We start from the raw sequence: 25354 nt of genomic DNA, 5'->3' as shown, positions 1-25354 counted from the left end.
TCACTGTTGCGTGGGGTGCAACAGTGACGTGGGGACCTCCGGGAGAGGGTGCGTGTCGCCCGTCCCTCAGCAGGCCATCAGGCCGATGACGAAGCCACGGGCGCGCAGGCGCGGGATCAGCAGGTCGAGCGCGGCGACGGTCTGCGACCGGTCACCGCCGCCGTCGTGCAGCAGGATCCGCGAGCCGTCCCGGACGCCCGCGAGGACGCGGGTCACGATGGTCCAGGTGCCGGGGCGCGACCAGTCACGTGGGTCCACGGTCCAGAGGATGTGCCGTTGACCGCGGGCCGCGATGATCGCCTGGATCCGGCTGTTCGTCGCGCCGTACGGCGGGCGCACGCAGCGCGGCCGGTAGCCGAGGGCCGCCTCCGTCCGGTTCAGCTGCCACGAGACCGAGGCGTTCGAGAGCAGGGTCAGGTTCGGGTGGCTCCACGTGTGGTTGCCGATGAGGTTGCCGTAGCTGCGCAGGGTTCGCGGGATCGACGGGTACCACGAGAGGTTCTGGCCGTTCTCGAAGAACACGGCTCTGACGCCGTACTTGCGCAGGACCGCGAGCACCCTCGGGGTCCACGTCGCGCTTGGCCCGTCGTCGAAGGTGAGGTAGACCGTGCCGGCGTAGGCGACCGGCTGGGCGAGCACCACGTCCGTCGTCGCCCCCGCGGCGGCAGGCCCTGAGGGGCCGCCGTGTCCGGGCGCTTCGACGCCCACGAGACCAGCTGTCACAACGGTGAGCAGGATGGCCAGAACGGTCAGGAGCCGGCGCTGGATCTTTGTCATGTCGGGACCCCCTTCGGTCCCAGGGGTCCCGGGACGGTCCGGGACCTTCCCCACTTCCAGTCTCCGTCGCGGGCCGGTGCCCGAACGGCCTTTGTGGTGCGAAGAACAGCCGGCATCGGCGTGGGTGCTCGCTCCCGCACCTGGTCCGGGTGACCATGGGCGGAGAGTCACGGCGCGCGGCCCTGAAGCCCGCGCCGGCAAGCACCCACAGCACCAGGAGTGAGACCACTGGCCCGCGAGACAGCCGTCACGAGCCCCTCGAGCGCCTTCCCGTCGGCCCTGCGTGCAGGGGCGCTGGCGGCACTGGGCACGTGGACGGTGGTCGTGCTGCCCGCCCTGGTCGGCTGGGTCGCGGCTCCCGAGTCCTCTGTCGGCTGGTTCTCCGCGGTCTCGGTCGCGAGCGCCATCTGGTTCGTCGGCCACGGGCAGTCGGTCGGCGCCGGGGGAGTGGCGATCTCGATGACGCCGTTGCTGCTGCTGGCCGTCTTCGTCTACATCGCGTTCCGGTTTGCCCGGCGACTCGCCGAGACGGAGCGGTTGCGCGTGGGCGGCGACGACTGGAGCCGCGTGGCGAAGTGGGGCGTCGTGCCCGGCTTCCTCGTCGGCTACGGCCTCGCCGCGGCCGTCGTCGCGCTGTTCACCCTCGGCGGGCCGGCCACACCGGGTGCCGCCGCGGTGCTCGGGTCGCTGCTCGTTCCCGTGGCCGCGCTCGGCTTCGTCATGGTCAGGCCCGACGACGACTCGGCGCCCGCCTTCGTGCGCACCTGGTTCCGGCGCGGCCCGACCTGGCTGCCGTCCGTCTGGCGCATCGGCTGGCGAGGCGCTCGCCTGCTCCTGGGAGTGGGGCTGGCCCTCGTGCTGGTCAAGGTGGTCCTCGCCTGGCCCGAGGTCGCCGACATCCAGGACCAGTATTCCGCGAACCTCGGTGCGCTCGGCGTCATCGTGCTCGCGCAGGTCGCCCTGCTCGGCAACGCGGCGACGTGGGCGCTGTCGTTCCTCGCCGGCCCCGGCTTCCAGATCGCCCTCGGTTCGACCGTCTCCCCGGCCGCCGCGCAGCCCGGGCTGCTGCCCCTCGTCCCGCTCTTCGGCGCGCTGCCCGGTGCGGCCGACTTCCCGACCGCCATGTATGCCGTCCTGCTGGTGCCCGTGGCCGTCGGGGCCTGGCTGGGCTCGCGCGTCGACTCGGCCCTCGAGTTCTTCGGCAACGTGCGCTCGCGTCTCACCGCCACCGTCACGGCGGCCGTCCTTGCGGTCCTCGTCGTCATCGGGCTGACGGCGCTCGGCAACGGGGCCGTCGGCGTCGACCGCCTCGCCGCGGTCGGCCCGCACCTGTTGACCTTCGCGGCCGCGTTGCTGGCCGAGGTCTTCGGGGGTGCCCTGCTCTGGGTCGCCGCGCTGCTCGTGCGTGAGCGCCTGGCGTCCCGCCGCGGCCGCGACGGGAACTCGCTGGCATCGAGCACCGGGGCAGCCGACGATGCGGACGCCGACGCCCAGACGTCGACGTCGATCTGAACGACCGGCGGCGGCGACCTTCAGCGGCGACCGTAGCGACCAGCAGCGACCGTCAGCGAACGACGAGGCCGACCATCCCGGCGTTCTTGAGGTGGTCGCAGTCGGCGATGGCCTGTCGGGTCTGCGCGCCGGAGCGGCAGCTCTCGTAGGCGCTCCACGAGTCGTAGAAGGCGACCTGCATCACGAGCGTCGAGAGCAGCATGCCGACGATGACGAGGGTCAGGGCCGGCCAGATCTTCTCGCGGCCGCCGCGTGCGGAGAGGAAGCGCAGCAGTCGGACGGTCAGCACGATCGCGACGAGCAGCGGCAGGAACGCGACGAACCGCTTCGGCAGCGGCAGGTACATCGCGATCAGCCCGAGCAGCACGAGCAGGGCGAGGGGCAGGGTGCGCTTGGCCTTCTCGCGCGCGAACGCGATCTCCTGCTCCAGCTGCGGCTCCGTCATGTGCCCATCCTCGCCCATCGACCGGCGGTGGATCGACGCGGGCCGGCACGGGCCGCGGCGCTACACTCCGGCGCGTGACGACCGACGCCCTCGCCAGCCCTGCCGGAGCGACCGAGGGACCGGTCCCGGTCGTCGTCCTCGTCTCCGGCTCGGGCACGCTGCTGCAGGCACTGGTCGACGCTGCCGCCGACCCGGCATACGGCGTGCGCATCGCGGCCGTCGGCTCCGACCGGCAGTGCACCGGCCTCGAGCGCGCCGAGCGAGCCGGCATCCCGACGTTCGTGTGCCGGGTGTCCGACTTCGCCGACCGGGCAGCTTGGGACGTCGCGCTCGCCGCCCAGGTGGCGACGGCTGCACCCACGTTCGTCGTGACCGCGGGTTTCATGCGGATCCTCGGTCCCCTCACTCTCGACGCGCAGCCAGTCGTCAACACGCACCCGGCGCTGCTGCCGAGCTTTCCCGGCGCGCACGGCGTACGCGATGCGCTCGCCTACGGGGTCAGGGTGACCGGTACGACGTGCCACCTCGTCGACTCCGGCATCGACACCGGCCCGATCATCGAGCAGCGGGTCGTCGCCGTCGAGGAGGGCGACACGGAGGAGAGCCTGCACGAGCGGATCAAGGTGGAGGAGCGTGACCTGCTCGTGGACGTCGTCGGCCGGATGGCCCGCGAGGGCTTCTCCGTCGAAGGCCGCCGCGTCCGCCTCGGCTGACACCCGATCGAGAGAACGCTGCGTCACGGACGATTCGGCCCTCCGTCCGTCGGCCGGTACTCTGGCGGCACACGACTGGCGCAGGTGGGGAACCACCAGGGAGTGAACTGTCGGAGCATCGCCCGCCTGGGTGTTCCGGAGTCATCGACACTCGCCTACCCACGCCAGGAGTTCTGATGTCCGACGGCCGCCGCCCGATCAAGCGCGCTCTCATCTCCGTCTACGACAAGACCGGTCTCGAGGACCTCGCCCGCGCTCTCGACGGCGCCGGAGTCGGCATCGTCTCGACCGGCTCGACGGCCAAGGCCATCGCCGCGCTCGGCATCGCGGTCACGCCGGTCGAGCAGCTGACCGGCTTCCCCGAGTGCCTCGAGGGGCGCGTGAAGACGCTGCACCCCAAGGTGCACGCCGGCATCCTCGCCGACACGCGCAAGGCCGACCACCTCCAGCAGCTGGCCGACCTCGAGGTCGAGCCCTTCGAGCTCGTCGTCGTCAACCTCTACCCGTTCCGCGAGACGGTCGCCTCAGGCGCGACCCCCGACGAGTGCATCGAGCAGATCGACATCGGTGGCCCCTCGATGGTGCGGGCCGCGGCCAAGAACCACCCGAGCGTCGCGATCGTGACGAGCCCGACCGCATACGGCGAGGTCGTCGACGCGCTGGGTGACGGCGGCTTCACGCTGGCCCAGCGCCAGCGGCTCGCCGCCGAGGCGTTCGTGCACACGGCGTCGTACGACGTCGCGGTGGCGAGCTGGATGCAGCGCTTCGCGCAGCCGGACGCCGACCCAGACACTCAGCGTGACGGCACCGGGTTCCCGGCCTGGACGGGCGCGACCTTCGACCGCTCGGCCGCGCTGCGCTACGGCGAGAACCCGCACCAGCAGGCGGCGCTCTACCGGCACTGGCGTCCGGGCGTGGCGTCCGCCGAGCAGCTGCACGGCAAGGAGATGTCGTACAACAACTACGTCGACACCGACGCCGCCGTGCGCGCCGCCCACGACCACGGCGACCAGCCCACCGTCGCGATCATCAAGCACGCCAACCCGTGCGGCATCGCCGTCGGCACGTCGATCGAGGAGGCGTACGAGCGCGCCCACGCGACCGACCCGGTCAGCGCGTACGGCGGCATCATCGCCGCGAACCGGACCGTCACCGCCGAGATGGCCCGCGCGGCGAAGCCGGTCTTCACCGAGGTCATCATCGCGCCCGACTACGAGCCCGAGGCGCTCGAGATCCTCACCGCCAAGAAGAACCTCCGCGTGCTGCGGCTGCCGGCCGGCATGGCCGAAACGGCAGACCCCATCGAGACGCGTCCGATCAGCGGTGGCCTGCTCGTGCAGACCGTCGACCGGGTGGACGCCGTCGTGCACGGTGACGGCGACGCCGTGACCGGTGGCGACGACGCCGCGAACTGGCGTCTCGTCTCCGGTGACGCGGCGGACGAGGCGACGCTCGCCGACCTGCAGTTCGCCTGGCGCGCGATCCGCGCGGTGAAGTCGAACGCGATCCTGCTCGCCAAGGACGGCGCCGCGGTCGGTGTCGGCATGGGCCAGGTGAACCGTGTCGACTCGTGCTACCTCGCCGTGCGTCGCGCCGGTGACGAGAGGGCGAAGGGCTCGGTCGCGGCGTCCGACGCGTTCTTCCCGTTCGCCGACGGCCTGCAGATCCTGCTCGAGGCGGGGGTGCGGGCGGTGGTCGCTCCCGGCGGCTCGATCCGTGACGACGAGGTCATCGAGGCGGCGAAGGCGGCAGGCGTGACCATGTACTTCACCGGCACCCGCCACTTCTTCCACTGAGCGCGACCTCCCCAATCGAAAGAACACTCCGTCACGAACCCCAATCGAAAGAACACTCCGTCACCTGACAGCGGGCCTGCGCGGCTCCGTTGAACCGTGACGGAGTGTTCTTTCGATTGTCTGGGGTGACGGAGTGTTCTTTCGGTTGGTTGGTCAGCGGGTCCAGCGGTAGCCGGTGGGGTTGCCCTCGCCGAGGTCGACGATCGCAGCGACCGGGCCGCCGCCGTCGGGGCCCTGGTGCGCGGCCGACACCGACACGAACACCGCCGGGTCACCGGTCACCGAGGCCGTCACGCCGCCGACGCACGACTTGATCTGGCGGTGCCAGTGCACGTCGGAGTCGTCGAGCATGGCGTTGCGCCGACCGTGCACCTGGCCGTCCTGGCTCACCTCGCACTTGAGGAAGACGTTGACGAGGCGCCCGTCGATGTCGCTCGGGTGTGCCCGGTCGGGCAGCTCGAGGCCGGCGTCCTTGATCGCGGCCCAGATGCCGTCGGCGTCGAGGGCGTCCTGCATGACCGAGTGGCCGATGCGGTAGCGGCCGCCGACGCCGCGGGCGTTGCCGACCACGACGACCTGCGCCTGGTCGAGCTCGACACCGGACGAGCAGGACGCGACGGAGGAGAAGAGCGAGCGGTCGTGCATGATGTCGGCGTCGGTCGGCATCTCGATCTCACCGAGGGCGACGGCGATGCCGAGACCGGTCGTGCCGTTGGAGAGGTCCATCGACTCGTGGGTGTGCTCGGTCCAGACCTCGTGGCCGCGGGACTTCGCGTCACGGATCGTGTGGATCGTCAGCAGCGGAGTCTTGGTCTGGACGTAGTGCACGTCTGCCGGGTCGGTGATGCCGGCCCGCTCCATCGCGACCTTCACCGCGTCGGCGACCTTCTGCACCATCGCGACGTAGCCGATCTCCTCGGGCTTGATCGGCTCGCTCATCGCGAAACCGACGGTCAGCCGCGGCTCGTCGGACGGCTCGGCCTTGTCGGCGGGAAGGGTGGCGAAGATCGTCGCGTGCGGGCTGATGACGCCGTCGGTGCCGCCGGACCAGACGATCGGGACCTGCTTGACCTGGTCGGCTGGGGCGCCCTTCTCGACGAGCACCTCACGGAAGGCCCGGTCGGCGATGATGCGCGTGTAGTCGTTGACGCCACCGTTTCCCTCGGTCTTGCCGATGATGGCGATGACGCGGCTCGCCTCCATGACGCCGTCGTCGATGAGCTTGGCGAGCTCTGACGCGTCGGCGACCGAGTGGATGGGGACCTTGCGCACCTCAATGGCTTCGGGCACGTGAATCACCTTTCTCTTTCGGGGTTCTCGATGACGGTCCCGGTGTGGCCGTCGATGGCGGTTGCGAGCTGGTCGAGTGCCGTCACGATGGAGCGGCGGCCGCCGGCGCGCACGAAACGCATCGCGGCCTCGATCTTGGGGCCCATGGAACCCGAGGCGAAGTGGCCGGCGGCGGCATATGCCTCCATCTCGGCGAGGGTGACGCGACCGATGTCGTGGGCGTCGGGGGTGCCCCAGCCGGCGACGGCGTGGGCGACGTCGGTGGCGATGACGAGCACGTCTGCGCCGACCGCTCGGGCGAGCAGGGCGGCCGTGAGGTCCTTGTCGATGACGGCCTCGACGCCGTGGACCGCGCCGCCCTCGGTGCGGACGACGGGTATGCCGCCGCCGCCGGCCGCGACGACGACGTAGCCCGCGCCGAGCAGGGTGAGCAGCGTGTGCGTCTCGAGGACCTCGATCGGCTCCGGCGAGGCGACAACGCGTCGCCAGCCCTTGTCGCCGCGGTCCTCCCAGCGCTCGCCGTGGTCGATGAGCGTCTGGGCCTGCTCACGGGGCAGGAAGCGGCCGATCGGCTTGGTCGGGTGGGTGAAGCCGGGATCGTCGGCGGCCACGAGCGTACGCGTGACGAGCGCAGCGACGGGACGCTCGGCCCCGCGCGCGGCGAGGGCCGCCTCGAGCGTGTCGAGCAGGGTGAAGCCGATGGTGCCCTGCGTCTGCGCGCCGCACCAGTCGAGCGGGACAGGAGGCACGACGCTCGCGGCGAGCTCGTTCTTGACCAGGAGGTTGCCCACCTGCGGGCCGTTGCCGTGCGTCACGACGACCTCGTGGCCGGCCGCGACGAGGTCGGCGAGGTGCTGGCTGGCCATCGTGATCGCGGCCCGCTGGGCCTGGGGCGTCGCGCTGCCGTCGGGGCCGGTCATGGCGTTGCCGCCCAGCGCCACGAGCACCCTCATGGGGCGTCCTTGCCTGTCGGGGCCGTCGTCATGGCGTGAGCCTAGGGAGCGCGTGCGAGCGTGCGCGTTGTCACCTCCTGCCCAACCACGACGGCCGGATTGGCAGATGTGTGCGGCCTCGTGGCGGGTATCGCGTCCTTCGAGGTCGGCGGGTGGGTAGGGGAAGATAATGAAGCGAGACGAGGTCGTCGCGTCGCAGGTCCAGCCTGGAGGGGGTGGCACGTTGGGTGTCGGGGTGCTGCTGGCGGTCGTGGGCGCGATCCTGACCTTTGCGGTCAGGGCCAACACGACGGTCATCAACCTGCCGATCGCCGGCGTCATCCTCATGGTCGCCGGCGGGCTGCTGATCTGGCACGGCAGCAAGGGCCGCCGCCGCAAGCGCATCATCACGCGCGAGGAGGGGCCCAACGGCGTCACGAACACCGTGCGTCAGACCATCGAGGAACGCGACATCGACTGACCCTCGCTCGTGCGGGCTCAGTCCGGTGGCGACAGCGCCAGGGCCCAGGTGCGGGGCTCGCGGCCGAGGAGCCGGCGCAGGGTGTCGGCTTCGCCGACGAGACCATGGCGGTCGTATGCCGTGAACATCGCGAGCAGGTCGGCCCGGGCCTGCTCGGGCAGGCTCGCGCCCGGGCCGGTGGTCCAGCCCTCGAGCGGCACGTGCTCGGCCGTCACGTGGCGCCCGAGCACCTCCGAAGCCACCGCAGCCTGGTCGCGCACGCTGAGCACCTCGGGCCCGGCGAGCTCGTAGGTGAGGCCTTCGTGCCCGTGTCGGGTGAGCACCGTCGCCGCGCCCTCGGCGACGTCGTCGAGATCGACGTTGGTGAAGGGGGTGTCGAGCGAGTAGGGGACGGCGAGCCGGCCCGAGCGGGCCGCCTCGACGAGGTTCTGGTGGTAGGCGGCCGGGCGCAGCACCGTCGCGCGGGGCAGTGCGGCCCGCACCACGTGCTCGGCCTCTCCCTTGCGGAGGTGGTGCGGCATCGAGGCGTCGTCGGGGTGCAGCACGGAGTGGAACGCGAAGCGACCCACACCGGCCGCTGCCGCAGCTGCCGCCACGCGCCCGGCGATGGCCGCCTCGTCCGGATGGACGTTCGGGGCCAGGTGGTAGACGGCGTCGACCCCGTCGACCGCCTCGGTCAACCCAGCCCCGGTCTCGAGGTCAACGACCGAGATCGACTGGGCCCCAGCGGCATACGCCATGTTCTGTCTGTCGGCGGACCGCACGGCAGCGCGGACGGCGATGCCGCGTGAGGCCAGGGCACGCGTGACGGCGCGACCGGTCTTGCCGGTCGCGCCGATCACCAGGACGGTCATCGCTCACACCCAGTCGACGTCCGCTGCGTGCTGGCCGGCCGCGAGGGTCGCGTAGCCGGGGCCGCGGTCGAAGAACGGCTGCTCGGCAGCGCGTTCGGCACGCAGCTGCGTGCGCAGGGCGTCCGACGCGGCCGCGTCTACCGACGGCTCGTCCTTGGGGCCGCTCGCGACCACGCCGTAGTCGCTGCGGGCTCCGTCGAACGAGACCTTGCCCCAGCGCAGGTCGCGCTCGACCTCGTCGTAGGGACGCTCGAGCGGGTCGCCCCAGCCGCCGCCGCCCGTCGTGCGGATGCGGATGACCTGGCCGGCCTTGACGACCTCGGCGTCGGCGAGGGCGTCGACGGTGCGCTCGTCGGGACCGCCGACGTCGACGGTGACCTCGAAGGGGCGACCGGCCTTGCCGCCCTTGACGCCCCAGCAGGCGAGGATCGACCGGTCGGCGATCGACATGAAGTTGGCGTCCTTGAGCATGCGGATGTGCTTCTCGTAGCCGAGGCCGCCGCGGTGTCGGCCGGCGCCGCCGGAGTCGACGGCGAGGCCGAGGCGCTCGACGATGAAGGGGAAGCGGCTCTCGGTGAACTCGGTCGGCAGGTTGCGGCTGTCGGGCACGACGTGGATCGTGTCCTCGCCGTCGGCGTAGTAGCGCCCGCCCGAACCGCCGCCGAGCACCTCGCGCATGAGGTAGTCGTTGCCGTCGCGGTCCTTGCCGTAGACGCCGGTGTAGCGGATCGTCTCCTGGTCGGCGGGCATCTTGCCGTCGACGGCCTTGGCCACGACGCCGGCGAGCACGCCGAGCAGGCGCAGGATGACGAACGTGCGGGCGTTCGTGGGCGCCGGGTAGATCGGGGTGAGCAGCGTGCCCTTCTCGGGGAACTTCATCTCGATGAGCGGCACGATGCCCTCGTTGACGTCGAGCTCGGCCATCCGCTCGGGAGTGTCGGCGAGGTTGCGGAGGATCGGGGCGAGCCACTTCTTGAGGAAGTTGCCGCCGACGTAGTCGCCGCAGTGGTTGATCGGCCCCTTCGCCTGCTTGGCGGTGCCGGTGAAGTCGATGATCAGTTTGGGGCCGCCGTCGCCGGGGCCGGGGCCGCCGGTCGAGACCTTCGTCAGGGTGATCCGCTGCGTGTGCAGCATCGGCTCGTCGACGCCGTCGTGCTCGGCATAGTCCTCCCAGACGTACGTGCCGTCGGGGATCTTGCTGAGGATCTCGCGGCGGTAGGTCTCCGTCGTCTTGTCGAGGATCGCGTCGAAGGCCGCCTCGATGGTGTCGCGGCCGTAGCGCTCGAAGAGCTCGGACAGGCGGCGCGCACCCATGAGGCAGGCGGAGCACTCGGCGTCGAGGTCGGCGGCGAGGCTGTCGGGCATGCGGCTGTTGCGCGTCATGATGCGCAACGCCGCCTGGTTGGGAACTCCCTTGTCCCACAGCTTGATCGGCGGGACGGACAGACCCTCCTCGAAGACGGTCTGGGCGTTGCTCGGCATCGAGCCAGGCACGGCGCCGCCGATGTCGTCATGGTGCCCGAACGCCTGGACGAATGCGACGACCTCGCCGCCGGAGAAGACCGGCACCGTGACGCAGAGGTCAGGCAGGTGCCCGATGCCGCCCTCGGACTCGTAGACGTCGTTGTGGAAGAAGACGTCGCCCTCGCTCATCTCGGTGAGCGGGAAGTCGCGGGCGATTGGGTGCACGAGCGCGCTGTAGGAGCGGCCGGTGAGCTTGCGCAGCTGGCGGTCGTGGATGCCGGCGCGGAAGTCGTGCGCGTCGCGGATCATGGGCGACCGGCTGGTGCGGGCGATCGCCGTCTCGACCTCCATCTCGACGCTCGCGAGGGTGCCCTCGACGATCTCGACGAGGATCGGGTCGACGGTCGTGCCCTCCGGGGTGAGGCGGTTGCCGTGCTCGTATGCCGTGGGGAGCCCTGCAGGGTTCGGTGCAGGAGCGTCGTGGCCGGGGGTGCCGACCGTGGACCCGTGGGATCCGGTGGCGGCGTCGACGGGCGCGAGCCGGGTGGCGGCGGTCTGGCAGGAGAAGCACATCTCAGGCCTCCTTGGTGTCGTCTGCGGCAGCGGACTTTGTGATGACGAGGTTGCCGAGCGTGTCGACGCGGACGACGAAGCCGGGGTGGACGGGGACGGTCGAGCCGAACTCCTCGACGATCGCGGGGCCGTGCACCGTGTCGCCCGCGAGGAGGTCGGGGCGCCACCACACGTCGGTGTCGACGTAGCCGGCGTCGGCGTCGAAGCAGACGGGCCGCACGCTGCGGTGAGCGCGCTCACGGACGTCGGCTGCGCCGGCCCCGTCGGCGCTCGCGAGGTCGCGCAGCTCCGGGCGCGTGATGGGGCCGACGCCGGTGACCCGGAGGTTGACCCACTCGACCTGCTGCGTGGGGTCGCTGCGGAAGTCGTAGCCGTAGAGGGCGCGGTGCTCGTCGTGGAAGCGAGAGGCGACGTCGGCGGCATACGCCTCGTCGACCTCGCCCTCGGGCGCGGCGACGCGCACCTCGTAGGCCTGGCCGAAGTAGCGCAGGTCGACGGTGCGGGTGTAACGGTGCTCCTCCGCCGGGAAGCCTTCTGCGTCAAGGGCGCTCGATGCCTTCGAGGTGAGGTCGTCGAACGTCTTCTGCACTGCGGCGTGGTCGAGCGAGGAGTGTCGCGCCACGGAGGTCTGGACGTAGTCGTTCTTGACGTCAACGGTGAGCAGGCCGAAGGCGGAGACGTTGCCGGGGTTCTGCGGCACGACGACGCCGGCGAGTCCGAGGATGTCGACGAGGCGGCAGGCGAGCAGCGAGCCGGACCCGCCGAAGGTGGCGAGCATGAAGTCGCGCACGTCGAGGCCGCGCTTGACGCTCACCTGGCGCAGGGCGTTGGCCTGGTTCCACGCCGAGATCTCGAGGATGCCGGTGGCGCAGCGCTCGAAGTTGAGCCCGAGGCGGTCCGCGAGGGCCTGGACGCCGGTGCGGGCGGCGTCGATGTCGAGCGGGATCTCGCCGCCGAGCAGGTGCGGGGGGATGCGGCCGAGGGTCACGTGGGCGTCGGTGATCGTCGGCTCGGTGCCGCCCTTGGCGTAGCAGAGGGGGCCGGGGTCGGCGCCCGCGGACTGCGGGCCGACCTTGAGCGAGCCCTCGGGGGAGACCCACGCGATGGAGCCGCCGCCGGCACCGACGGTGACGACGTCGATCATCGGGATCTTGCTCGGGTAGGCCCCGACGCTGCCCTCGGTCGTCAGGGTCGGCTCGCCGCCGAGCACGACGGAGACGTCGGTCGACGTGCCGCCGCCGTCGCAGGTGAGCACCTTGTCGAAGCCGGCGCGGCTGGCGATGAGCCCGGCGCCGAGGGCACCCGCGGCAGGGCCGGAGAGGACCGTCGTGATCGGCTGGTGCACGACCTCGTCGGCCGAGAGCACGCCGCCGTTGGACTTCATGATGTAGAAGGGCAGTTTCTCGCTGCTGCTGACGAAGTCGTCGAGGCGCTGGTGGATGTTCGCGACGTAGCGGCTGACATTGGGCTTGACCGCAGCGTCGACGAGGGTCGTCATCGAGCGCTCGTACTCCCGGTACTCGCGCAGCACCTCAGAGCTGATCGAGACGATCGCCTCCGGGTGCTCGCGGCGCAGCACCTCGCGCATGGCGAGCTCGTGGCTGTCGTCGGCGTACGAGTGCAGCAGGCAGACGCCGATCGTGGTGATGCCGCGCTCCTTGAACCACCGCGCCACGGCGACGGCGCCGTCCTCGTCGAACGGGCGGATCTCGTTGCCCTCGAAGTCCATCCGGCCGCCGACGGTCTTGACGTAGTCGGCGGGGACGATGCGCGGTGGCTTGACCCAGAAGTAGGAGTTGCCGTAGCCGTCGGGCACGGCCTGGCGGGCGATCTCGAGGATGAACTCGTAGCCCTCGGTCGTGATGAAGCCGAGCGCCTCGACCTTGCCCTCGAGCAGCTTGTTCGTCGCGACGGTAGTGCCGTGCGAGACGGCGCTGATGTCGTCGCCGCTCGCGCCCATCAGGTCGAGCACCTTGCGCACCCCGGCGAGGAAGCCGTCGGCGGGGTTGCTCGGGGTCGACGGCGTCTTCGTCGTGACGAGCTCTCCGGAGTCCTCGTCCAGTGCGACGACGTCGGTGAACGTGCCGCCCGTGTCGATGCCGATGCGAATCCGGCGGCCTGCGGGGATGCCTGCTGTCATGGTGAGGATTCAACCCGCGGGACCCACTCCGAGGCGTTGGCACATGGTGCCAACGAACCCGGGTCTCCGCGTCAACCCTCGACAGTCGTGTGTCCGGGCGGCCTGGCGGTGTCGAGGACGCGCGCTCGGCTCCGTCGAGGGGGTGAGCGTGCCACGCTGGGCACGCCCGAACCCAAGGAGAGAGCACCATGGCCAAGTACCTCATCGGCGTCGACTTCCAGGCAGGCCCCGACGAGACCCCGATGTCCGAGTGGGGGCCCGCAGAGGTCCAGGCGCACCTCGACTACTACGGCGCCCTCAACGACGAGCTCGTCGCGAGCGGTGAGCTCGTCGACACCACGATCCTCACGGGCCCCGACCTCGCCAAGATCGTCACGTCCGACGGGGGCGCACCGGTCGTCACCGACGGCCCGTTCCAGGAGTTCAAGGAGTGGCTCGCCGGCTACCAGATCGTCGAGGTCGACACCGAGGAGCGGGCGCTCGAGATCGCCGCTCGGGTGTCCGCCGTGCCGGGCCGCGGCGGCCGGCCGACGCAGCAGCCGATCCACGTGCGCCAGATCATGGAGCAGGCGCCGGCGGACACCGAGCAGATGGACGCGTTCCTGCGCACGACGGGGGCGGCCGGCTGAGCACTGCGCCCACGCTCGACGGCCTCCTGCGCGCCCTCGCGCCGCAGGTCGTCGGCATCGTCAGCCGCCGCTTCGGCGACTTCGACTCCGCCGAGGACGCCGTGCAGGAGGCGCTGCTCACGGCGTCGCAGCGCTGGCCGGTCGACGGCCTGCCTGACGAGCCGCGTGCGTGGCTGGTGCGGGCTGCGTCACGGCGGCTCGTCGACCTGTGGCGCAGCGACGGGTCGCGGCGGGAGCGGGAGGCCAGGGTCGTGGCGTGGGACGTGCCGGCATCCGACCCGGTCGACCGCGACGACAGCCTCACCGTGCTGCTCATGTGCTGCCACCCGTCGCTGACGCCCGCGTCGGCGATCTCCTTGACGCTGAGGGCGGTCGGCGGTCTGACGACGGCCGAGATCGCGCGCGCCTTCCTCGTGCCCGAGGCGACGATGGCGCAGCGGATCAGCCGGGCGAAGGCGACGATCCGCGCCTCCGGCGATCCCTTCCGTATGCCGTCCGCCACCGACCTCGACGCCCGTCTGGTCTCGGCCCTCCACGTCCTCTACCTGCTCTTCAACGAGGGCTACACCGGCACGCGCGGCGCCGACCTGCAGCGGGTCGAGCTGAGCCGCGAGGCGATCCGTCTGACGCGGCTGGTGGTGGCCGCTGCGCCGTCGCATGCAGAAGGGATGGGGCTGCTCGCGCTCATGCTGTTGCTCGAGGCCCGATCGCCCGGGCGCACCGACGACCGGGGCGACCTCGTCCCGCTGCCGCAGCAGGACCGTTCGTCGTGGGACGCCGGCATGGTCGCCGAAGGGCTCGCCCTGCTCGACCGCGCGACAGCGCTCGGCGCTGTGGGGGAGTACCAGCTGCAGGCCGCCATCGCGGCCACGCACGACCGCGCGTCGACGGCCGACCAGACCGACTGGCGCGAGATCGTGACGCTCTACGGCCTGCTGGAGCAGGTGACGGGCAGCCCCGTCGTCACGCTCAACCGCGCGGTCGCGGTCGCCATGGTCGACGGGCCGCTCGCCGCCATCGAGGTCGTCGACACGGTCGAGGATCGCCTCGGCGGCACGCACCGGTGGCTCGCCGTCCGGGGTCAGCTGCTCGAGATGGCCGGGGAGACGGCGGCGGCGGCCGTCGCGCTCGACGCTGCCGCGGGCCTCGCGACGAACGACGCCGAGCGACGGCACCTGTCCGGCCGCGCCGCCGCCCTCCGCAGCCCTCCGCCGCCACTGACACGCCAATCGAGAGAACACTCCGTAACGCGCGATGGGTGACGGAGTGTTCTCTCGATCGGGACGTGCCTGATCGAGAGAACACTCCGTCCGCGGTGCGCTCAACGGGTCCCGAGCAGGGTTTCGGCCTCGTCGGCGGCAGAGGGGCGGGTCCGGGCCTCCTCGGCGAGCACGGCGGCGAACGTCCTTGCCGCGACGGCATACTGCTCGTCCTCCAGCACGAGGCGGACCGCACTCGCGATCTGCTCGGGGGCTGCGGACGCGCGCACCCGCACTCCGGCACCCAGCCGGAGCACGCGTACGGTGTCGTCCTTCTGGTCCCGCCCCATCGGGATGCAGACGAGCGGGACCCCGGCGGCGAGCGAGCGCATGACCGTGCCGTGTCCGGCGTGGGTGACCACCGCGGCCGTACGCCGGAGCACCTGCTGGTGCGACGCAGCCCGGACCACCTGCACGTTCGGCGGCGCGGTGACTCTCGCGGGGTCCACGGCGCGTCCGGTGGTGACCAGGCCCCGCACGGGCAGCCGGCCGAGGGCGGCGCAGATGCGGTTCAGCGTCTCGGCTTGGTCCTGGTGGACGGAGCTCAGGCCCACGAGCACGAGGGGTCGGGGGTCGTCGGAGGGGTCGGCGGAGGGGTCGTCGGAGGGGTCGTCCCAGCGCGCCGCCCAGCTGGGGTCGTCGAGCTGCGGGCCGACGTAACGGACGTTGCTCGGTAGGTGAGGGGTGGAGAAGTCGAAGGACGGGCTCGTGAGCACCAGCACGGCGTTCGCGTGGTCGAGCATGCCCAGCAGCTCGTCCACCGGGGCGAGGCCGTATGCGGCACGAACTGCGTTGAGCTGCTTGGTCATTCCTGCCGACACCCTCCGAATCGTGGCGAGAGCGACCGCATCGCGCGCTCGACCCAACGGGTTGCGGGACGGTGACCAGCCGGTGCCGAACGGCGGGAGTCCGCGGGTGGGCCGGGCGTAGATATTGGCCATCAGGGCCGCGAAGGGCAGCCGCGTCGCCTCCGCGCCGATGACCATGCCGGGCACCGTGCCCTCGACGAGCACCGCGTCTGCGCCGTGCCGGTGCGCTGCGTCGATCACGTCGCGGGCGAAGAACCCCGCCGGCCCGACGAGCACCCGCTCCCGGATCCGACGCAGTCGTCGCAGCGGGCTGCCGGTCTCGAACTCGGTGATCATCCTGGTCTGGTCGTCGACGGAGGTGATCTGGGGCGCCGTCTGCCACGGCACGTAGTCGCAGCCCGCCGCCCGCGCCACGTCCTCTGCGGTGGGATCTGCGAGGACGAGCACGTCGTGCCCGCGACGCACCAGCTCGGCCGCGACGCCCATCATCGGCGGAAGGGTGCCACCGGCGTCGATGGCAACCATGAGGAACCGTCCTGGACCCGCGTGCGCGGCGGGGGCGGTCGAGCTCACCGCCTCCATCGCCGCGTCCTCGGAGTGCGGCGTACTCGACCTTGCATGGTGAACCCCCCGATGCACGGGCAGCCCCCGGTCAGCCCCGGAGGGCGCGCCTTCCAGTGTCCCAGCGCGCGATGCGCTCCGCCGCCGAACCGCAGTTTCGCGGAAGAACGCACACCCGGCCCCAATCGAGAAAGCGATTCGTCCGGTGCGGGAGCGGACGGAGTGTTCTTTCGATCGGGATGATCTTCGGCCGGAGAGTGCTCTTGACTCGCGACTACTCTGCGATGCAGAGTGTCTCCACCGGGCGCACAGGGGCGCCCCTCCTCAGGAGGCACGCATGGACACCTCGGGCAACGCCGCATCACCAGGACCGTCTGCCGGCCTCGACCCCGACGAGGCACGCCGCCTCCTCGAGGGCACCGAGGGCGTGCGACGCGCGGCACGGGCCGACGCCCAGGGCCTCGCGATCCCGCTGGTCGTCCTCGGCGTCCTCACCATCGGGTACGCGGTCCTCACGTACATCCAGCAGAACGTCCTCTTCTCGGACCTCGGTCCGGGACAGTCGCGAAGCAGCACCGACGGCGAGCTGGCCTTCTCGCAGTTCGTCGACAACTACTGGGCACGGGTCGGCGCTGTCGGACTCGTCGTCATCGGCGTCTGCTTCGCCGTCCGCAGCCGACGTCTCGGGGCAGGCGCCGGTGCCGGCGCCTGGGTTGCGGGCGGAGTGGGTCTCTTCGTCCTGGCGACTTTCGGGCTGCCGTTCTCGCCGTTCGGCTTCGTCGGGATGTTCGGCATCGTCGGTTTCATGGCGCCGACGGCCTTCATCGGCATCGCGCTGCTGCTCATCGCCCGGCGGCGACGCGACCCCCGCCTCGCGCTCTGGGTCGTCGTGTTCGGGGTCGTCGTGACGCTGGCACACCTCGGGTTCTTCACCAACCGTTTCGGCGACCTGCTCGGTCTCGTGGGACTCTCGGACGCCGTCTCCGTGAACGCGATCGTCCAGGCCGACACCGTGGTCCTGGCCGCCTTGGGGCTCGCTCTGATCGTGGTCGCGGCGCGCAGTTGGCGTGCCAAGGGAGTTCGGCGACCTGCAGCGGAGCCGGTGACGTCGTGACGCCCCGAGATGCGCCGTCAGGGGCTACGTCCGGTGACGCGCCCGTCGACGAGACTCCGCACCCGACCAGCGGTCTCAACGACGTCGTCCACCAGAAAGCGCGTCTCGGCATCCTCGCCGTGCTCGCCGAGACCGAGCGTGCCGACTTCACCTACCTCAAGTCGATGCTCGAACTCACCGACGGCAACCTCGGCCGACACATCGAGGTGCTCGCCGGCAGCGGGCTCGTGCACGTCGAGAAGGGGTATGCCGGCAAGCGCCCCCGCACGTGGGTGACCATCACGCGCGCCGGACGGCATGCCCTCGCAGAGGAGATGGCAGCGATCCGTGAGCTGCTCCGTCGCTTCGAAGGAAGCGAACCACCCACTCCCTGAGGGGCGGGAAGTGGGCACTCGATGGGAGGTGGGCGCTCTCGAGGGGGCGCACACGGCATACCTGATGAGGTATGCCGTGTGCCTGGGTCGCAGACTCAGCCGGCCTCGCCGCGGTGGATCGGCGCGTGCGGGAACGGCGTCTCGGCGGCGCCCTCGAGCTCGGCCCGGTGGTTGCGGATGAGGTCGAGGTTGCGGTCGCGCAGGTGGTCGAAGGCCTGGCCGACGTTCGAGCCCGGGGTCAGCGACGCCAGCGCCTCGGCCGGGTCGAGGCGGGCCGTGACCCAGCCCGGGTGCGTCGCCGCCTTGGCCACGATGTGGCCGACCGGGGTGACGATGTGCGAGTTGCCGAAGTAGAGCACGCCGGCCGGGTCCTGACCCACCGCGTTGGCACCGATGACGTAGACGTGGTTGTCGTAGGCGCGGGCCCGCGAGGTGAGGTCCCAGATGTCGGCCGAGCGCAGGAGTGCGGACGGGCGGCAGATGACCTCGGCGCCCTGCACCGCCTGGATGCGGGAGAGCTCGGGGTAGTCGCCGTCGAAGCAGATGATCATGCCGATGCGACCGAGGTCGGTGTCGCACACCGTGACGGTGTCGCCCGGCGTGACCCACCCACCGCCGGTGACGATCTCGGAGCAGAACGGGTGCGTCTTGCGGTAGACGCCGAGCACCTCGCCCGCCGGGTCGATGAGCACCGACGAGTTGTAGACGACGCCGCGCTCGGGCCCGCGCTCGTAGGTGCCGACGCAGAGGTGCACGCCGAACTCGCGGGCAACCGCCTGGAACGGCTCGGTCATCGCGCCGGGCAGCTCGGTGACGAGGTCCCAGAGCTCCTCCTTGGAGCAGCCGGGCGTGAAGCCGGTCGTCGCGGTCTCGGGCAGCACGACGAGCTCGGCGCCGGTGGCCTCCACGCAGCGGCGCGTCATCTCGACGCAGGCCTCGATGTTGGCCGAGATCGTCTCGTGCGAGAGCTTCTCGGGCGCGGGTGCCGCCTGCACGGCGGCGGCGGTGAAGGCGCGCATCGTCAGCCCCTCCCGATCGCCCAGCCGACGAGCACGCCGACGACCGCGACCACGCCCCCGGTGACGACCCCGAGGGCGTAGTCGCGAACTCTGGACCCCTCGGCGGGGGTGGGCCGGCCGGCATACACGGTTCCCGCGCCGCTCGGCTGGGCGGCGACGGCACCGCCAGGTATGCCGGGTGCTGCCGCGGGTGGCCCGGCTGCGGCGCCGATCGGGGCGGCAGCGGCGGCCGGACGGGCGCCGGCGATGTCGGCGTCGACCGCCGAGAAGAACTGTCCTGCCATCTTCTTCGTGACACCGGCCAGCATGCGCTGCCCGACCCCGCCGATGACGCCACCCACCGCGGCGTCGGCGTCGTAGGTGAGGTCGGTGCCGCCCGAGGCTCCGGGCGCGAGCCGCACGACGACGTCGGCGTCGACGGTGCCGGGTGCGCCGGCGCCGGAGGCCTTCATCGTGAAGGAGTCGGGGTGCTGCGGGTCGCGCAGCGAGACCTCGCCGTCGTAGGTGCCCTTGATCGCGGCCACGCCCGCGGTCACCGTCATGGCGTAGTGGTCGGGTCCGACCTCGGTGAGGCGCTCGCAGCCGGGGAGGCATCGGGCGAGGACGGCCGGGTCGTGGAAGGCGTCCCAGACCTGCTGGGGTTCGGACGCGAGGGTCGCGGATCCGGAGATCTTCATGACGTCGGCTCCTTCGATGACGTGCTGGGCGTGCGCGGGGCGCTGGGCGTGCTGGGCGCGCCCTGGTGGGTGAGGTTGCGGTGCAGCGACGGGATCTCGCCGGCGGCGTGGCGGCGGCGCAGCTCCCACAGCTCGCTGGGAGAGATGGGCATGCGGGTGATCGGGAAGCCCTCGGCGTCCTCGATGGCAGAGGCGATGACGGCCGTCACCGGGATGCATCCGGCCTCGCCGGCCCCCTTGATGCCCAAGGGGTTCAGCGGTGACGGCGTCTCCAGGTGGTCGGCCTCGATGGTCGGCACCTCGGAGGCGTAGGGCATGAGGAAGTCCATGAAGCTCGCGTTGAGCAGCTGCCCCGACTCGTCGTAGGCCATCCGCTCGTAGAGCGCGCCGCCGACGCCCTGCGCGACGCCGCCGTGGACCTGGCCCTCGACGATCATCGGGTTGATCATCGTGCCGCAGTCGTGGATGACGCAGTAGCGCAGGATCGTGATCTCGGCCGTGACCGGGTCGGTCTCGACGATCGCGGCGTGCATGCCGTTGGCGAAGGTCGCCTGGGTGGGGGAGTAGAAGCCCTTGCCCTCGAGGCCGGGCTCCTCGCCCTCGGCGACCGGCGGCTTGTCGGGGTCGAACGTTCCGGCGAACTGCGTTGCGGCACGGGCGGCTTCGTCGAATGCATACCGGAGGGGGTTGGACAGCACCGATACCGTGCCGAGGCTCATCGACGTCGTCGGGGCGCCCTTGACGCGGACGGTGCCCTCGACGATCTCGAGGTCGTCGGGCGACACCTCGAGCGCGTCGGCGGCGATGCGCAGCGCTTTCTCACGCACCTTGCGGGTGGCGATCGCGATGGCGCTGCCGCTCATGACGGCAGCCCGCGACGCGAACGTGCCGACGGCATACGGCATCTTGCGGGTGTCGCCGGTGGTGACGTGGACGTCCTCGAGGCGGACGCCGAGCTCCTCGGCGACGATCTGCGCGAAGACGGTCTCGTGCCCCTGGCCCTGCGAGGTGAGCCCGGTGGACACGTTGACCCGGCCGCTCGTCTCGACCTGGATGTGGCCGCCCTCGTAGGGGCCGACGCCGGTTCCCTCGACGTAGCAACCGATTCCGAGCCCGACCTTGCGGCCCTCGGCCTCGGCCTTCCTTCGGTGTTCGGCGAAGTCGTCCCAGCCGACGAGCTCCTTGAGCTTGGCCAGGCTCGCGGGGAAGTCGCCGGAGTCGTACTTCAGCGGTCGGCCGTCCTGGAAGAGCAGGCCGTGGTCGTAGGGCATCTCGCTCGGGAGGATGAAGTTGCGCGATCGCACCTCGGCGCGGTCGAGGCCGAGCTCGTCGGCGATGGCGTCCATCGTGCGCTCCATCGCGAAGCAGCCCTGCGGGCGGCCGGCGCCCCGATAGGGCGTCACGAGAACGGTGTTCGTGTAGAGCGACCAGAACTCGACGCGGTACGCGCCGGGCTTGTAGGGCCCGAGCAGCTGGGTCGAGGTGATGATCGGGACGATGATGCCGTAGGGGGTGTAGGCGCCGTTGTCGTGCCAGAAGCGCACGTCGAGCCCGAGCACGCGGCCGTCGTCGTCGAAGCCGACGGTGACCTGCTGCAGCTGGCCACGCTCGTGCGCCGAGCTGATGAAGTGCTCACGGCGGTCCTCGGTCCACTTGACCGGCTGGCCCAGCAGCCTTGCCGCCCAGGGGACGAGCACCTCCTCGGGCCACGGGTGCATGATCTTGACGCCGAAGCCGCCGCCCACGTCGGGGGCGATGCACTCGACCTTGGCGAGCGGCAGGTCGAGCTTGGCCGCGACGGCGGCTCGCACGCCGGTCGAGGTCTGGGTCGAGGAGTACATCCGCAGCTCGCCCCGCTCGCGGTCCCAGCGGGCATAGACGCCCTTGCCCTCCATCGGCATGCAGGCGCTGCGCTCGATGTCGAGCTCGAGGGTCAGGGTGTGCGGCGCGGATGCGAGCGCCGCCTCGACGTCACCGACCTCCTGGAGCATGTGTGCCGAGACGTTGCCGGGCACGTCGTCGTGGACGAGCCGCTCGCCGTCGCGTGCCGCCTCGATGCCCACGACGACGGGCAGCTGCTCGTAGGTGACCCGGATGCGCTGACAGGCGTCCTCGGCGACGTAGCGGTCGGTGGCGACGACCATCGCGATGGGCTCGCCGACGTGGTTGACCTCGTCGCGCGCGAGCGCGTAGCCGGTGCGGCCGTGGGTCAGGGTCGGGTGCGGGATGAGCAGCGGCAGCGGCTCGCCGACACGACCCGGGAGGTCCTCGTGCCCGTAGATGCCGATGACGCCGTCGATGTCGATGGCGTCGGACGCGTCGATGTCGACGATGCGGGCGTGGGCGTGGGGGCTGCGCACGAAGGCGGCAGCCAGGGCGTCGTGGCCGAGGTCGTCGAGGTAGCGGCCGCCGCCGGTGACGAGCCGCGGGTCCTCCTTGCGCTTGATGGGCGCACCGAACATCTGGGTCGTCACGAGCGCTCCCCCGCGGTCTCGTCAGAGGCTCGCTCGGTCTTGATCTCGGTCTTGATCTCGGCCGCGCGGAGCACGCTCTTGACGATGTTCTGGTAGCCGGTGCAGCGGCAGAGGTTGCCCGAGATCGCCTCTCGCGCCTGCTCGCTCGTCGGCGAGGGGTTCTCGTTGAGGTAGGCCGTGACGGTGGTCAGGAAGCCCGGCGTGCAGAAGCCGCACTGCAGGCCGTGGCACTCGGCGAACGCCTGCTGCACCGGGTTCATCGACTCGCCGGTCGGGGCCACACGGGCGTCGGGTGCGGTGCACAGCCCCTCGACGGTGGTGATCGCGTGGTCCTGCGCCGTCACCGCGAACATCAGGCACGAGCGCATCGGCGCGCCGTCGACGAGCACCGTGCAGGCGCCGCAGACGCCGTGCTCGCAGCCGACGTGCGTTCCCGTGAGCTCGAGGTCGTGACGGAGGAAGTCGGAGAGCAGGCGTCGCGCGGGCACGCGAGCCGACCGGCGTATGCCGTTGACCGTGACCGTCACGTCGTGGAGCGTCTCGCTGGCGGTGTCGGTCATCGCCGTCCCTCCTCCCCGCCGAACGCAGCGTTCGACGGTGAACTCAGTGTTGTAACAGGGTTTTCGAGATCGAACGCAGCGTTCGGTGCGGAGGTTCGGGTCGAGCTGCCTTCGGGGGATTGGGCGGCGTGGGCGGTGGCCTGGGGGAGGACGCGTCGGGTCAGCTCGGTGACGAGCATGCGGCGGTACTCGGCGGTGGCGTGGATGTCGCCCTCGGGGTCGACGTGTGCGTGCACCGCCTCGGCAGCGGCGTCGACGGCCGCCCCCCACGCGCTGCCGGCCGGCTCGACACCCTCGAGCGCAGGCCCGAGGTCGAGCACCGAAGGCACGTCGGTGACGGAGACGAACGAGGCGCGAGCGCCCGACACGACGCCGTCGGTCACGGTCACGGCCACGCCGACGCCGGCCATCGCGTAGTCGCCGTGCCGACGGGCGGCCTCGACGAAGGCCGTCCCCGTGCCGGCAGCGAAACGCCGAAAGCGCACGGCGACGGCGAGCTCCTCAGCGGCGAGGGAGGTCTCGAGCGCACCGAGGAAGAAGTCGCCCCAGGGGATCTCGCGCGAACCGGACGGGCCGGCCACCTCGACGACACCCTCGGTGAGGGCGAGGATCGCGGGCATCTCGCCGGCGGCGTCGGCGTGTGCGATGGAACCGACCGTGGTGCCGCGGTTGCGGATCGCCGGGTGGGCGACGTTGACGAGCGCCTGGCGCAGGAGGGGGAGGGCGGCATACGCCTCCTCGGACCGCTCGAGGCCGGCGTGGCGCACGAGGGCGCCGACGCGTACGGCCCCGGGGGTCACCTCGATGCCGTCCAGGCCCGCGACGCGGTTGATGTCGACGAGGTGGGCCGGCGAGGCCAGGCGCATGTTGAGGATCGGGATCAGGCTCTGCCCGCCCGCGAGGACCTTGCCGTCGTGGCCGACCTCGGTCAGGACGGCGACGGCTTCCTCGACGCTGAGGGGAGCGTGGTGCTCGAAGGGGGCGGGCTTCACCGAACTGATCCTGCCTTCCGATCCGGCTTCGTACTAGTGATGGTTGTGCATCGCTGACCGTGCGCTTTTGGCAACTCTTGCCCTGAACGGCCGTGGGCCCCCGACTCGGTGTCGAGGGCCCACGGCGGCGTGCGGTGCGTCGTGCTGGGGTGCGGTCAGCGGCGGCGCAGGTCGGGGCCGTTCGGCTCGTCCTGGTAGAGGTCGTCGATGCCGTCGCTGTCGCCGTACTCCGCCTTGCCGAGCGCGATCATCGTGCCTCCCGCAGCGTCCGCTCGTAGTCGCAGGTCGTGCGGCGCGACCGAACGGGCGAGGTGGTAGGCGCCGACCGCGACGATCGTGCCGAGGGCGATGCCGCCGAGGGTGAAGTTGTCGGTGAACTTCAGCTCGACGTTGCCGATGCCGATGATGATGCCGGCGGCGACCGGAACGAGGTTGATCGGGTTGCCGAAGTCGACCCCGTTCTCCTTCCAGATCTTCGCGCCGAGCAGGCCGATCATGCCGTAGAGCACGACCGTGATGCCGCCGAGCACGCCACCGGGCACCGACGAGACGAGCGCGCCGAACTTCGGCGAGAGGCCGAAGAGGATCGCGACGGCGGCGGCCACGTAGTACGCGGCCGTCGAGTAGACGCGGGTCGCGGCCATGACACCGATGTTCTCGGCGTACGTGGTCGTCGGCGAGCCACCGACGGAGGTGGCGATCATCGTGCCGATGCCGTCGGCGGCGATGGCGCGGCCCATGTAGGGGTCGAGGTCGGTCTTCGTCATCTCGGCGACGGCCTTGACGTGTCCGGTGTTCTCGGCGATGAGCGCGATGACGGCCGGCAGCACGAGCAGGATCGCCGCGACCGAGAACGACGGCAGGTGCACGCCGACGAGGGCCTTGCCGTCGGGGCCGAGGTCACCCGTCGAGGGCGGGAAGCCGAACCACGGCGACGAGGCGATGTTGTCGAAGTTGGTGCGGAAGTGCGTCGTCACCTTGCCGGCGCCGGCGTCGAAGCTCGTGATCTGGCCGAAGGCCTTGTCGAAGACCCACGAGATGATGAAGCCGAAGATCAGCGCGAGGAAGACCGCGATGCGCGACACGAAGCCCTTGAAGGCGACGGCGCAGATGATCGTGAAGAGCATGACGAGGATCGCGACCCACTGGTCCTGCGGCCAGTAGATGCCGGCGACCACCGGTGCGAGGTTGAAGCCGATGAGCATGACGACCGCGCCGGTGACGACCGGCGGCAGCACCTTGTGCAGGATCGACGACCCGAGGAAGTGGATCGTGATGCCGACGAGCGCCAGCACGAGGCCCGAGACCAGGATCGCGCCCGTGACCTCCTGCGACGTGCCGCCCTGCGCGCGGATCGCCGCGACACCGCCGACGAAGCTCGCGGACGTGCCGAGGTAGCTCGGCACCTTGCCCTTGACGATGAGCAGGAAGCAGACCGTCGCGATGCCGCTCATCAGGATCGCGAGCTGCGGGTTGAGTCCCATGACGAGCGGGAAGACGAAGGTCGCCCCGAACATCGCCACGACGTGCTGGGCGCCGAGGCCCACCGTCTTGCCCCACGACAGACGCTCGTCAGGCGCAACGACGTCGTCGGGGCCCATCGTCCTGCCGTCCCCGTGTAGTTTCCAGCCCAAAGCCATTCCGACTCCTATGGTTGCCGCACCTGGTGATGCGGGTCACTTCCCACTCCGGGATGGGCGAAAACTACTCCCACAACAGGGGATTGCGTTCGTCAAACGTTGATACACGCCGACGGCGTTGTGCTGGCACTTGCTGACGTATGCCGTCTGTCCGGGTTGTCCGGTTGTTCCCGCGGTATGCGGTTCGTCGTCCAGCAAGCGTCCAGCAGAGTCCCAGCGTCTCCTGACCGACTCTTGACCCGCCGGCTCGTAGCGTCCTGGGCGGTCGC

At 71.1% G+C, this 25354-nt stretch carries 22 protein-coding genes and 1 riboswitch; of the genes, 8 read left to right on the top strand and 14 right to left on the bottom strand.

The genetic code is table 11. The features are described 5' to 3' along the window. Positions 1-66 precede the first annotated feature (66 nt). Positions 67-777 carry a polysaccharide deacetylase family protein gene (locus AB4091_RS17640; protein ID WP_442293380.1) on the bottom strand — a complete coding sequence of 237 codons (711 nt, stop codon included), beginning with the start codon at positions 775-777 and terminating at the stop codon, positions 67-69. A gap of 219 nt (positions 778-996) precedes the next feature. Here AB4091_RS17640 and AB4091_RS17635 point away from each other — a divergent pair, with 219 nt between their 5' ends. After that, positions 997-2289: a cell division protein PerM gene (locus AB4091_RS17635; protein WP_442293378.1), complete on the top strand. Its 1293-nt coding sequence runs from the start codon at positions 997-999 to the stop codon at positions 2287-2289. Positions 2290-2341: 52 nt separating this feature from the next. On the opposite strand, the gene AB4091_RS17630 is transcribed toward AB4091_RS17635, so the two are convergent. After that, positions 2342-2734 (bottom strand): hypothetical protein, encoded by a 393-nt coding sequence (locus AB4091_RS17630; protein ID WP_442293376.1) that lies wholly within the window; start codon positions 2732-2734, stop codon positions 2342-2344. 74 nt (positions 2735-2808) lie between these two features. Here AB4091_RS17630 and purN point away from each other — a divergent pair, with 74 nt between their 5' ends. Further along, the gene (purN, locus tag AB4091_RS17625; RefSeq protein WP_442293374.1) at positions 2809-3447 is read left to right on the top strand and encodes a phosphoribosylglycinamide formyltransferase; all 639 of its coding nucleotides are present in this window, start codon (positions 2809-2811) and stop codon (positions 3445-3447) included. 61 nt (positions 3448-3508) lie between these two features. Then, a riboswitch (ZMP/ZTP riboswitch) is annotated at positions 3509-3586 on the top strand. 37 nt (positions 3587-3623) lie between these two features. After that, entirely contained in the window at positions 3624-5243 is a 1620-nt protein-coding gene (purH, locus tag AB4091_RS17620) for a bifunctional phosphoribosylaminoimidazolecarboxamide formyltransferase/IMP cyclohydrolase (RefSeq protein ID WP_442293372.1), read from the top strand. A gap of 153 nt (positions 5244-5396) precedes the next feature. Here the strand turns inward: purH and AB4091_RS17615 are convergent, their stop codons facing one another. Then, complete coding sequence (locus tag AB4091_RS17615) at positions 5397-6533, bottom strand: ring-opening amidohydrolase (RefSeq protein ID WP_442293370.1); 1137 nt, start codon at positions 6531-6533, stop codon at positions 5397-5399. Between the two features lie 5 nt (positions 6534-6538). Continuing rightward, a complete protein-coding gene (locus AB4091_RS17610; RefSeq protein WP_442293368.1) occupies positions 6539-7486 on the bottom strand; it encodes a carbamate kinase in 948 nt (315 codons plus the stop codon). 169 nt (positions 7487-7655) lie between these two features. On the opposite strand from AB4091_RS17610, the gene AB4091_RS17605 reads away from it, so the two are divergent. Further along, complete coding sequence (locus AB4091_RS17605; RefSeq protein WP_442293366.1) at positions 7656-7946, top strand: hypothetical protein; 291 nt, start codon at positions 7656-7658, stop codon at positions 7944-7946. A 17-nt stretch (positions 7947-7963) separates the two neighbouring features. Here the strand turns inward: AB4091_RS17605 and AB4091_RS17600 are convergent, their stop codons facing one another. Genes AB4091_RS17600 through AB4091_RS17590 form a run of 3 tightly spaced genes read right to left on the bottom strand, consistent with a single transcriptional unit; the run spans position 7964 to position 12977 of the window. After that, positions 7964-8800 carry an SDR family oxidoreductase gene (locus tag AB4091_RS17600; RefSeq protein ID WP_442293364.1) on the bottom strand — a complete coding sequence of 279 codons (837 nt, stop codon included), beginning with the start codon at positions 8798-8800 and terminating at the stop codon, positions 7964-7966. Between the two features lie 3 nt (positions 8801-8803). Further along, entirely contained in the window at positions 8804-10837 is a 2034-nt protein-coding gene (locus AB4091_RS17595; RefSeq protein ID WP_442293362.1) for a hydantoinase B/oxoprolinase family protein, read from the bottom strand. A gap of 1 nt (position 10838) precedes the next feature. Then, complete coding sequence (locus AB4091_RS17590; RefSeq protein WP_442293360.1) at positions 10839-12977, bottom strand: hydantoinase/oxoprolinase family protein; 2139 nt, start codon at positions 12975-12977, stop codon at positions 10839-10841. A gap of 188 nt (positions 12978-13165) precedes the next feature. Here AB4091_RS17590 and AB4091_RS17585 point away from each other — a divergent pair, with 188 nt between their 5' ends. Together AB4091_RS17585 and AB4091_RS17580 are read left to right on the top strand one after the other, a co-directional pair. Continuing rightward, positions 13166-13606, top strand: a complete 441-nt coding sequence (locus tag AB4091_RS17585; RefSeq protein ID WP_442293358.1) for a YciI family protein — start codon at positions 13166-13168, stop codon at positions 13604-13606. Further along, complete coding sequence (locus AB4091_RS17580; protein ID WP_442293436.1) at positions 13603-14868, top strand: RNA polymerase sigma factor; 1266 nt, start codon at positions 13603-13605, stop codon at positions 14866-14868. The genes AB4091_RS17585 and AB4091_RS17580 overlap by 4 nt, the downstream gene beginning before the upstream one ends. A 59-nt stretch (positions 14869-14927) precedes the next feature. On the opposite strand, the gene AB4091_RS17575 is transcribed toward AB4091_RS17580, so the two are convergent. Beyond that, entirely contained in the window at positions 14928-16247 is a 1320-nt protein-coding gene (locus tag AB4091_RS17575) for a glycosyltransferase (protein WP_442293356.1), read from the bottom strand. A 325-nt stretch (positions 16248-16572) separates the two neighbouring features. Here AB4091_RS17575 and AB4091_RS17570 point away from each other — a divergent pair, with 325 nt between their 5' ends. Together AB4091_RS17570 and AB4091_RS17565 are read left to right on the top strand one after the other, a co-directional pair. Continuing rightward, positions 16573-17349 (top strand): hypothetical protein, encoded by a 777-nt coding sequence (locus tag AB4091_RS17570; RefSeq protein WP_442293354.1) that lies wholly within the window; start codon positions 16573-16575, stop codon positions 17347-17349. Then, entirely contained in the window at positions 17346-17723 is a 378-nt protein-coding gene (locus tag AB4091_RS17565) for a winged helix-turn-helix domain-containing protein (protein WP_442293352.1), read from the top strand. Before AB4091_RS17570 ends, AB4091_RS17565 begins: the two co-directional genes overlap by 4 nt. Positions 17724-17818: 95 nt before the next feature. Here the strand turns inward: AB4091_RS17565 and AB4091_RS17560 are convergent, their stop codons facing one another. From AB4091_RS17560 to AB4091_RS17535, 6 genes are all read right to left on the bottom strand, one after another. Beyond that, positions 17819-18742 carry a carbon-nitrogen hydrolase family protein gene (locus tag AB4091_RS17560; protein ID WP_442293350.1) on the bottom strand — a complete coding sequence of 308 codons (924 nt, stop codon included), beginning with the start codon at positions 18740-18742 and terminating at the stop codon, positions 17819-17821. 2 nt (positions 18743-18744) lie between these two features. Then, positions 18745-19419 (bottom strand): SRPBCC family protein, encoded by a 675-nt coding sequence (locus AB4091_RS17555; RefSeq protein ID WP_442293348.1) that lies wholly within the window; start codon positions 19417-19419, stop codon positions 18745-18747. Further along, complete coding sequence (gene cutA / locus AB4091_RS17550; protein WP_442293346.1) at positions 19416-21893, bottom strand: aerobic carbon-monoxide dehydrogenase large subunit; 2478 nt, start codon at positions 21891-21893, stop codon at positions 19416-19418. Before cutA ends, AB4091_RS17555 begins: the two co-directional genes overlap by 4 nt. Beyond that, positions 21890-22453, bottom strand: a complete 564-nt coding sequence (locus tag AB4091_RS17545) for a (2Fe-2S)-binding protein (RefSeq protein WP_442293344.1) — start codon at positions 22451-22453, stop codon at positions 21890-21892. Before AB4091_RS17545 ends, cutA begins: the two co-directional genes overlap by 4 nt. Beyond that, entirely contained in the window at positions 22450-23445 is a 996-nt protein-coding gene (locus tag AB4091_RS17540; protein WP_442293342.1) for an FAD binding domain-containing protein, read from the bottom strand. Before AB4091_RS17540 ends, AB4091_RS17545 begins: the two co-directional genes overlap by 4 nt. A 155-nt stretch (positions 23446-23600) precedes the next feature. Further along, on the bottom strand, positions 23601-25046 hold the full coding sequence (locus tag AB4091_RS17535; protein WP_442293340.1) for a uracil-xanthine permease family protein: 1446 nt from the start codon (positions 25044-25046) through the stop codon (positions 23601-23603). Positions 25047-25354: the final 308 nt, after the last annotated feature.

It is taken from the genome of Terrabacter sp. 2RAF25 (assembly GCF_052115265.1).
In the GTDB taxonomy this organism is placed as follows: Bacteria; Actinomycetota; Actinomycetes; order Actinomycetales; family Dermatophilaceae; genus Terrabacter.
This window is presented reverse-complemented; position numbering and strand designations above follow the sequence as displayed.

What these genes read in the sequence shown, in the direction of transcription:
- AB4091_RS17610 (WP_442293368.1), bottom strand. Translation starts at nt 7,486, where the DNA reads ATGAGGGTGCTCGTGGCGCTGGGCGGCAACGCCATGACCGGCCCCGAC.
- AB4091_RS17560 (WP_442293350.1), bottom strand. Translation starts at nt 18,742, where the DNA reads ATGCGCGCCTTCACCGCCGCCGCCGTGCAGGCGGCACCCGCGCCCGAG.
- AB4091_RS17640 (WP_442293380.1), bottom strand. Translation starts at nt 777, where the DNA reads ATGACAAAGATCCAGCGCCGGCTCCTGACCGTTCTGGCCATCCTGCTC.
- AB4091_RS17605 (WP_442293366.1), top strand. Translation starts at nt 7,656, where the DNA reads ATGAAGCGAGACGAGGTCGTCGCGTCGCAGGTCCAGCCTGGAGGGGGT.
- AB4091_RS17590 (WP_442293360.1), bottom strand. Translation starts at nt 12,977, where the DNA reads ATGACAGCAGGCATCCCCGCAGGCCGCCGGATTCGCATCGGCATCGAC.
- AB4091_RS17535 (WP_442293340.1), bottom strand. Translation starts at nt 25,046, where the DNA reads ATGGGCCCCGACGACGTCGTTGCGCCTGACGAGCGTCTGTCGTGGGGC.
- AB4091_RS17585 (WP_442293358.1), top strand. Translation starts at nt 13,166, where the DNA reads ATGGCCAAGTACCTCATCGGCGTCGACTTCCAGGCAGGCCCCGACGAG.
- AB4091_RS17595 (WP_442293362.1), bottom strand. Translation starts at nt 10,837, where the DNA reads ATGTGCTTCTCCTGCCAGACCGCCGCCACCCGGCTCGCGCCCGTCGAC.
- AB4091_RS17600 (WP_442293364.1), bottom strand. Translation starts at nt 8,800, where the DNA reads ATGACCGTCCTGGTGATCGGCGCGACCGGCAAGACCGGTCGCGCCGTC.
- AB4091_RS17555 (WP_442293348.1), bottom strand. Translation starts at nt 19,419, where the DNA reads ATGAAGATCTCCGGATCCGCGACCCTCGCGTCCGAACCCCAGCAGGTC.
- AB4091_RS17630 (WP_442293376.1), bottom strand. Translation starts at nt 2,734, where the DNA reads ATGACGGAGCCGCAGCTGGAGCAGGAGATCGCGTTCGCGCGCGAGAAG.
- AB4091_RS17570 (WP_442293354.1), top strand. Translation starts at nt 16,573, where the DNA reads ATGGACACCTCGGGCAACGCCGCATCACCAGGACCGTCTGCCGGCCTC.
- purH (WP_442293372.1), top strand. Translation starts at nt 3,624, where the DNA reads ATGTCCGACGGCCGCCGCCCGATCAAGCGCGCTCTCATCTCCGTCTAC.
- AB4091_RS17545 (WP_442293344.1), bottom strand. Translation starts at nt 22,453, where the DNA reads ATGACCGACACCGCCAGCGAGACGCTCCACGACGTGACGGTCACGGTC.